The sequence below is a fragment of the Rhizobium sp. FG96 genome, from assembly GCF_057808655.1.
The window spans coordinates 233449-241923 of the sequence record NZ_JBMDIL010000012.1; the positions used below are offsets into that span (position 1 = coordinate 233449).

8 protein-coding genes and 1 pseudogene are annotated in these 8475 nt (G+C 57.2%); 7 read left to right on the forward strand and 2 right to left on the reverse strand.

From position 1 onward, the window contains the following. The first annotated feature begins 137 nt into the window (after positions 1-137). From ACODR6_RS23385 to ACODR6_RS23395, 3 genes are all read left to right on the forward strand, one after another. Positions 138-293, forward strand: a complete 156-nt coding sequence (locus ACODR6_RS23385; protein ID WP_489024671.1) for a hypothetical protein — start codon at positions 138-140, stop codon at positions 291-293. Between the two features lie 628 nt (positions 294-921). Beyond that, entirely contained in the window at positions 922-1044 is a 123-nt protein-coding gene (locus tag ACODR6_RS23390) for a hypothetical protein (RefSeq protein WP_413708711.1), read from the forward strand. A 645-nt stretch (positions 1045-1689) separates the two neighbouring features. Next, complete coding sequence (locus ACODR6_RS23395) at positions 1690-2466, forward strand: SOS response-associated peptidase (protein ID WP_489024681.1); 777 nt, start codon at positions 1690-1692, stop codon at positions 2464-2466. A 1327-nt stretch (positions 2467-3793) separates the two neighbouring features. On the opposite strand, the gene ACODR6_RS23400 is transcribed toward ACODR6_RS23395, so the two are convergent. Next, positions 3794-4123: a hypothetical protein gene (locus tag ACODR6_RS23400; protein ID WP_449099144.1), complete on the reverse strand. Its 330-nt coding sequence runs from the start codon at positions 4121-4123 to the stop codon at positions 3794-3796. Positions 4124-4685: 562 nt separating this feature from the next. On the opposite strand from ACODR6_RS23400, the gene ku (ACODR6_RS23405) reads away from it, so the two are divergent. Both ku (ACODR6_RS23405) and ku (ACODR6_RS23410) read left to right on the forward strand, forming a co-directional pair. Beyond that, positions 4686-5603: a non-homologous end joining protein Ku gene (gene ku, locus ACODR6_RS23405; protein ID WP_203431641.1), complete on the forward strand. Its 918-nt coding sequence runs from the start codon at positions 4686-4688 to the stop codon at positions 5601-5603. Positions 5604-5614: 11 nt separating this feature from the next. Next, positions 5615-6427 (forward strand): non-homologous end joining protein Ku, encoded by an 813-nt coding sequence (gene ku, locus ACODR6_RS23410; RefSeq protein WP_203431305.1) that lies wholly within the window; start codon positions 5615-5617, stop codon positions 6425-6427. 272 nt (positions 6428-6699) lie between these two features. Here ku (ACODR6_RS23410) and ACODR6_RS23415 read toward each other — a convergent pair whose 3' ends face one another. Next, positions 6700-7116 carry a low affinity iron permease family protein gene (locus tag ACODR6_RS23415; protein ID WP_112716942.1) on the reverse strand — a complete coding sequence of 139 codons (417 nt, stop codon included), beginning with the start codon at positions 7114-7116 and terminating at the stop codon, positions 6700-6702. 445 nt (positions 7117-7561) lie between these two features. Between ACODR6_RS23415 and ACODR6_RS23420 the strand changes: the two genes are divergently transcribed. Both ACODR6_RS23420 and ACODR6_RS23425 read left to right on the forward strand, forming a co-directional pair. Further along, positions 7562-8029 (forward strand): Na+/H+ antiporter NhaA, encoded by a 468-nt coding sequence (locus ACODR6_RS23420; protein WP_489024674.1) that lies wholly within the window; start codon positions 7562-7564, stop codon positions 8027-8029. After that, a pseudogene (locus ACODR6_RS23425) lies at positions 7926-8384 on the forward strand (hypothetical protein); the annotation flags it as partial. The gene ACODR6_RS23420 and the pseudogene ACODR6_RS23425, both read left to right, overlap by 104 nt. Between the last annotated feature and the right edge of the window lie 91 nt (positions 8385-8475).

An 8475-nucleotide genomic window follows, 5' to 3' on the forward strand; every position in this document is an offset into this window, starting at 1 on the left:
TTGCAACGGTCGAGTGGTAGTCACTGATTCTGCCGCCTGCCTTTCTCCATCCTGTGTGATATATTGCTCCTCGATAAGGATTGGAGGGGCCGCAATGGGGGCGGCATTGGATCTCACGGTCGTCGACCAATGTTATCATGGCGATCACCAAGCGCTTGGCAACGCTGAAAGATGAACGGGAAGGCTTTGTCAGTGTGAGTGATATCCTAGAGGCCGATCGGGAAATCGATCGGTATGAACGGTGGAGATCTATTCACCAACGATTACGCGACTTGCTCGCCGAAGATTTGTGAGCAAACGCCGCCAATTTTCGCGTAAAAACCCCACCTCCCCATCATCGCCAAAAGCGTACGGTTGCAGACGATCTCAGAACAGCTCCCCACCTTACGGGAACATCTCGGCACCCCGCCGCCCCATCATCGATTAGGATCAGCTCGTGTTTCGAGACCGATGGCGGTCATGTTCTCGCCGGTAAGCATCACCGGCAGGGGTGAGTTTGCAGCGAGGTTTGAAGCTTCGATCCTCGACTTGAATCCATCCGTTGAACATGGCGATGTTCACTGATTTCCTGCCGACGCCGTGAGGAATGTGCGTAAAGCCTCGGGTATCGAGACCGCGCAGGAGAGACATCATTCGGGATGATACAAGAGGTTGCATAGAGGTCGAACCTTGGCCGCCCAGGATGGTTCCCTTTTTTGTTGAACACAGAAGGAGCCCGCTATGGGGTACAAAGCAGGCTCCAAAAAGCTCAGAAGGTCGGCCTCCAGGAACGGGCCGCACCGGGCGATTAGTACTAGCTCACACATAGGGAACAATGGCGAGTGAATTAAATTGATCTCAATTTGCTAATTAAAAAAATATTCCAAACCAGCCTGTGGTAAGACAACGAATTGAATAAATTTTCGGATTGGAGCTGCTGTGATGAAATCACTTTTCCCTGGCCTGTCGTCGAGGCAGATTGTCATCTTCATGATCGAAACTAGCGTTGTGAGTTCCGGACTGTTCGCCGTGCTCGCGCTGACGGTTCAGCTGCTCTACAGCTAACGCAAAAGGCCCGCGTCCTGTCACGGCAGCGGGCCCTAAGCTGGATGGGTCTATCCAGGTGGTGGGGCGGCTCCAAGTCACCCCGCCGGGAACCAACTGCTTACAGCGGTACGGCTTTTGTAAGGCTCCGATCGCCTTTGCGACCGGCCATCAGCGGCGTCTCCCGTAACCGGTAGGCGCCGCTTTTTTTGGCCACGACCAAAAATCAAAGAACGATCCATGGAAGACACCGCAACGGGCAGGCGCCTCGATCGCCGCAGAGGACCGCGCGACGAGCGATCAGCTGAAGGTTCGGCTGGACGACGAATTAGCAGGCCGATGTGTACACCCGCGCTGCGCGAAGAAGGAAGCTTGCCGGCGACGGCGCGGAGCTTCATATGCCGGACCGTAACGGGAACAAGAGATCTCACCTTGGAAGACCGAATTTGAAAATGGAACTTAGAAGCCAAAGAAATACGACAACAAGAGCTTACGGGAATCGATGGTGGGTGCGGGAGGGGCCCGTGACCATGTCCGTTCCCTGATGCTCTGTCCTCGGAAGACGGGTTGGGATCGTCTGGCTTGCGCCCCGCCAGTTGGAATGAAACGTTGGCACACCAGTGCCGTTGGACTACGGTTTCCGCTCGTGCAGGAGGATGGCGAGCAATGTGCAATTTGTATCGCATGGAAGATCGGGATTGGGTTTCGAAATGGGCTGCAGATGCTGAGAGCCTGATAAACCTCATGCCGGCCTACCAAATGAACCCGGATCAGCTCGGACCGATTATCCGCAACACCAACGACGGAAGGAAGCAGCTTGTCCACGCGAGGTGGGGCCTGCCCTCACCGGTCTTCGTCCAGAAGAAGGCTGCTGAGACGCGCGCAGCAAAGCTTGCTGCCAAAGGCAAGCCTGTAGACATGAACGAACTGCTCCGGATGGAGCCGGATCGCAGCGTCACCAATGTCCGCAAGCTCAACTTGCCGCATTGGCGGCGATGGTTCGGAGCCGAGCACCGCTGCCTCGTTCCTGTAACGACCTTTGCGGAACCCGACCCTATCAGCCAGGAGCCTGGAGGCAAGACGCCGAATGCCTGGTTCGGCCGCGCCGACACGACGGATCTTATGTTCTTTGCAGGCATTCATGTCCCGCAGTGGCAGAGCGTTCGCAAGGTAAAGGACGGGCTGACGACCGATGATCTCTACGGCTTCTTAACAACCGCTGCCAATAACGTGGTCGCTCCAGTCCATGAAAAAGCGATGCCGGTCTTACTGCTGACTAAGGAGGAGACCGACGTCTGGATGCGCGCACCCTGGGACGAAGCCCAGCACCTGGCACGTCCCGCGCCGAACGACGCGATCCGCATCGTGGCAAGGGAGCCATACGGCTCGACGATCGTCGATGTGGCCGGCGAAATGCTGACGGAGCCGGATCTTTTCGGCTAGAGGACGCGAGCGACGTTCATGAGGATGAGTAACCGATGGGCTGTTGATCCTGCTGACGCGGGTCGAAGTAAACTCTGATCAGTCACGACAGAAAAAGCGGGCAGCAATCTTTTGATAAGCCCTCGCGGGCGGTGAAGTGCACGCCGAACCCTGAACCCCGTCTCAACCTCGAAGGTCTTGTGGGTAAACGGGTAATGAATCTCTCCGCGGCGAATATCGAAGAACCATCAGGCAAACGGTCTATGCGATGGATGCGATGTCCCGCAACCGATGAAAGGAACAGATTTGTTTCTGGCTCGTGCCGTAATTTATTCTCGCTCCGTGAGGCGGAAGACATCATCTTGATCAACGCGTTTCCGGAGCGGTGAGCAGATTCTAAGAGAGCACAGCGATGAAAAAGCCCACGCGAGGGCGGCGCGCGGCTCTGATGATCTCTGCAATGGGTCGAGGGAGAAGAGATTGAACGCGTGCGGTGGGTTACCGACAACGTTCGCCGTCTTAACTTTAATGTCAGCAGCAGGTTCGACCGGCTCGCAAAAAATTCGGCTGTGATCCGCGTTGACAAAACGGGCTTTCATATTTTAGCAATTTGCTCGTTGTGGACCTGAGAGACCCACAACACGAAATGATGGTGTGCATGAGAAGGCTTCGGGCCATTAGGGCAATGGTGGTTCCGAGGCCTTCTTCTAACACGTGCTGATGTGCAAACCCGCGCCGAGTGACGGACGTAACAACAACCGGGGGTCTCCGGGTAACGGGGTGTGCGGGACTACGTCGGTTAGGCACGGCGGCCATGACCTCATGCCATGATCGCGGCACCGGACACGAAACCAGATGGGAGAAATCCGTCATCCCTCACGGCTATTGCCGCGGGCGACTGAGGTCTTAACTCCCGCAGTACGCCGAGGGCACGGAGGCGCGGATGCTTCGTCCCATTACCGGAAGCGGGCGGCAAGGGAGGTGCTCGGTAAAACCAGCAATGACGCGCTCACCACACCGACCGCCGTTACATTATCGTTCGCGGCCGCCTTTGGCGGAGGTCGAGACCTGATCTGACTGAAGGTGAACACAAGCGTCTCGTGGCGGAGCTTGTGTCTGCACGCAGGAAAGTGAGAGAAGCCTTTACTGACCCGGCGCGTCTGCTTGAAGCCAGAAGGACAATCGATGCCCCAAAGGTCTCGCTCGGGAGCGAGGGGCGGTCTGGTGGTCGGAGGGAGCCCCGGCCCTGAACAGGCGCCGGCAAAGACGACGCCCTATGCCGTCTGGAAACTCGAACAAGCCTCGGAACGGTTGAGCGTTATCCCTCCTCCGCGCAATCGATGCCGGATCACGGCTTGACTATTGGCGATGGCGGATGTCGGCGGCCGAACGCCTCACGGTGTGAGTGAACGAATGCAGCTTTTAACCGAGCACTCAACAGGCGTGAGTGGACGGCATAGGACGACGTAGCATTCACACGGGTTGCTGCAATCCCGACGACGTCTGAGATGAGGGTGGCGGCCAGCATTTCGAGGGATCGACAACCGTTCGCGTAAAGCTTGATGGCCGCGTCGCAAAGGAACGAAGACGCATTATCGTCCCAGCCGACACCATAGTGCCGATACCAGGCGCTAACAGCCTTTGAGATCAGGACGTGATCTTCCGGAACATTGGACATGGGTGCCTCGTCGATACGGGTGAAGCGGTTGTCAGCAAACGCAGGAAGTTTTTGCCGGTTCCACCAATTCAGTGCAGGCTTGCTTGACAAAGCGCGTGCGCTCGACGAACGGGGCCCGGCGCTCGCCAGTCATTATCGCGATACTTTTATGCCGAGCAGGGGCCGAATGGCCGGCGCGGCTATTTCACCGCGGGATCCAGATGACGGCAACTTTGGCCTCTTTTGCCGCTGAGTGCATCATCACAGTTCACGCAGATGCTCGGCTCTACCGATTGGCTGCCTGGCGGCGGCCTAGTCCTCGGCTGGTTTCGGTCCCCTACTTGGCCTCTCGCTCTGGATGCGTCGCAAGCTGCGCGGATTGCCGGCCTTTTAGAGATGAAGGCCGAAGCAGGCTCGAAGGCGCCACTAACGGAAGCCTTTCGAAATTGTCAGACGGTGACAGGCCAATGAATCAATCTCAGAGCGAAACGCCCTAAGCCTTTGAAAAATGATTCGTTTCGAGTCGGAACGAATCACCCGTTTCGGACTTGAGTCGCAACTGGGTGATTCGGAGTATGGCGTCATGGCGGGTGGTCAGCGTGCCCAATGGAAAGGTTTCCTGAAGTTTGGCGAGGTCTCTTGCGGCGTCGCCCTGTACACCGCGGCCAGCACCTCGGACAGGATCTCGTTCAACATGATCAACAAGGCGTCCGGCAACAAGGTCAACCGCATCTATGTGGACAGCGAGACTGAAGATCCGGTGCCGCGCGAGGACCAGGTCAAGGGCTTCGAGATCGACAACGGTCAATATTTGCAGATCGATCCGGAAGAGATCGCTGCCACCATTCCCGAAAGCAACAAGACGCTATCAGTCGCGGCCTTCATACCCTGCGATGAGATCGACGATGTCTATTTCGACAAGCCCTACTATCTCACGCCTGACAAGATGGGCGGAGACGCCTTCGTCGCGCTGCGTGACGCAATGAGAAAGTCGAAGGTTGCGGCCGTTGCGCGTGCAGTCCTCTTTCGAAGGATGAGGACCGTCCTCATACGTCCCCACGGCAAGGGCCTGATCGCCACTACCCTGAATTACGACTACGAGGTGCGTTCAAGCGCCAAGGCGTTCGAGGAGATGCCCAAGCTGAAAATCGAGGGTGAGATGCTGGATCTCGCCAAACACATCATCTCCACCAAGAAAGGCGAGTTCGACCCAGCGACTTTCAACGATAGGTACGAAACCGCCCTTGCCGAACTGGTCAAGGCCAAGATCGAGGGCAAGGCGCTACCCAAGCCGAAGAAGGTCGAGATCTCCAAACCCAACGACCTGCTTGCGGCTCTTCGCGAGAGTGCAGGATTGCTAGCCTCCGGCGCCAACGGCAAAAGCAAGGCGACGCGCACGGCGGCCAATGCCAATCAGGGGTCTTCCGGAAAGGCTGCCCGTGGAACGGCCTCGAAGGCCGCCCCGTCATCGAGATCCACGTCGCACCGGAAGGCAAGCTGAGGAGATCGACCATGGCCCCTTATCGTTGGAAGGGTTATCTGAAGCTTTCGCTGGTCACCTGCCCGGTTTCGATGACCTCTGCGACATCGGAATCGGAGAAAGTCCGGTTTCATACGCTCAACAAATCGACGGGAAATCGCGTCGTCTCCCAGTATGTCGACAGCGTAACCGGCAAGCCTGTGAAGGACGAGAACGAAGCCAAGGGCTACGCCCGTGGCGAGAACGACTATGTCATACTGACAGACGACGACCTTGACCGCGTGACGCTCGATACGGTCAAGACGATCGATATCGAGAAGTTCGTACCCGCCGAATCCATCGAATGGGTCTATCTGGAGAAGCCGAATTACCTCATGCCTGACGACCCGGTCGGCAACGAAGCGTTCGCCGTCATTCGCGACGCCATGAAATCCGATGGCGTCGTCGGGGTCTCCAAACTCGTAATGGGCCGCCGGGAGCGTGCCGTCATCCTGGAGCCGCGCGGCGAAGGCATCGTCCTCTGGTCGCTCCGGTTCGGTGATGAGGTCCGCCCGGAAGAGAACTACTTCGACGATATCGAAGACGAAGGCGATCCCGACCTGGTGCCGCTGGTGCAGAAGCTGATCAAGCAGCAGACATCGCATTGGTCACCTGACATGGTCAGCGATCCGATCCAGGAAAGCCTCCTGAAACTGATCGAGGAGAAAAAGAAGGCGCTGAGGCCGAAGAAGTCTGCTAAAGGCAAGACGTCCGAGGCGTCTCCGAAGTCGAACGTGGTCAACATCATGGACGCGCTGAAGAAGTCGGTGGCGGAGGAGTTGAAGAGCAGGAAAGCAGCCGGGTAGGTACCTGCGTTCATAACACGTCCAAGCGAGCTGAGATCGCTCTGGAGCTTCAGGAGGCCCAAATGCAAAAGATTGCAGTCTCGGCAGTATGTGCTGCTCTGGCTCATGAGGGAATGATCACCTTACAGCTCTATGACCTGGACGCCGCCTCCGGCGGGCTGGCGGGAGCAACGGTCGGCGGTCTTGGCATCACCATTGCCAGAATCCGGCGCTCAGCGACCCGGCGAAACGTCCGTCGAGAGCGTCGGCGTTCTTGATGCAGCTCCGTTCTTTTAAACGGGCCGACGCTCACGCTCCTCGGCCTTGTCCTCTGCGACTTCCTCGACGCATTGAGCCCTCTCCGCCAGCTTCTGGCTCATTTCCCTAAGCTGCTGCTCGTCCAGCTTCTCGATGCCGACGAACTTGTTCTGCGCTTGCGATGTCAGGATCAATTCATCGAGCTTCGCCTGCAAAGCCTTGCCGTCCCGGTTCTGCGAGTTCTGCAAAACAAACACCATTAGGAAGGTGATGATCGTAGTGCTCGTATTGATCACCAACTGCCAGTTTTCGCTGTAGTCGAAGACCGGACCCGAGGCGGCCCAGACAACAACAAGTGCGACCGCAAGTACGAACGTTGCCGGCTTGCCAGACAGATCCGCGATCAGGGTGGCAAATTTCGAAAAGCCTCTGGATATAACGTTATCGCTCATGGAAATCTCGCTGTTGCCCGGCCAATGATAACGCAAACAGGAGCAGAGCTGTTCCAGTTGGAGCAGGTCTTGGGACTTTAGTCTGGGTTCGGACCCACCCGACGTCGCAGACCGTTCCTCCGTATCCAGCGCAGCGTCGAATGGAACGCCCCACACTCCCTTGCCCCGGTACTCGAATTGAGGGTGACGTACTTTGCGAGCTCTTTGCCCTTTGCATCCCTGCCGATACGGGCGACCCCGCGGCGCAGACGAGGAGGGCTTTGAGCTCGCATTTGCCGGCAAGATGAACTTCAAGCGTGTCGCATTTATTCGGCTTCTTACACTGCTGCTTTAAAGAGGCAATGACCTTAGAATCATCCGTGAAGGTGAACGTGCCATGATGGCGATGGTATGTTCAATTTTTCCTGTTTCGTAAGGTGAAGGACAGTTTCTGACCCTATCAGGCGTGAAGTACATCTGGGCCTATCTCGGGCTTGGGGCTCTTCTGTGGTACGCCGTCTTCCTGTCGGTGACTCACGCCACGCTCGCAGGCGTCGTCCAGGCGCTTCATACCGCTGAAAGTCACACACGGCGATATCGAAGCTGGGCACGAGTAGTCTCCGCTCCACAAACCCGAGCACGCACTCCAGAAGCCGGTGGCTTTCTTCATCGTGTCGGTACTGCGCTTCGCAAATGCCGTTGTCTCCTTCATGGGCGCGTCCGCAAGCGTGCTGGCGGAGCCAGTCACTTCGGCGTCGCCTCTGGACTTAACCTCGGGAAGCTCGCAGGCGCACTTGGAATCTGGCGCTTCAGGTTAAGTCCGGGTCCGCGAAAACTCTGGCTCCTCCTTCTTCGCACAGAAGCCGTTCAAGCTGATCCTGCCCGACTTGCTCGATCTCTACAAATACCTCGACGCTTACATCGACCGCCATAGTGGTGTTCTGCTCGACGGAGCCTGTTCGTCAAGACGCTCAAGACCACCAGCCTTGATGCGGCCTACAACTCGACAACCTTCTGCGATGCTTGGCGGACGGTCATCCAATGCTATGGCATCTATAATGCCTATACCGGACGGGGGTGCGATCAAGGGCTTGTTGCCGCATGGACCCCATAACCTGCGCGACATTCTTGCGACGCATATTCTGAAGCAGACCGGATCCTACGAGCAGGCAAGCTACGCCATTCAGGACATGCCCGACGTCGTGCAATAGCACTATGGTCGCTCCCTGCCACAAGACAAGGCCGCACTTGCGGCCAAGATCCTCAATCAGGCTTGGGAAGCTGCATAAAATCGAATGAGATGCTCGCCTTGGATGTCGGCTACACCGTAAGCCTCCGGTGAAGGCCACAGGTCAGGCAGCTTGAGCTTCTGACGCTGGC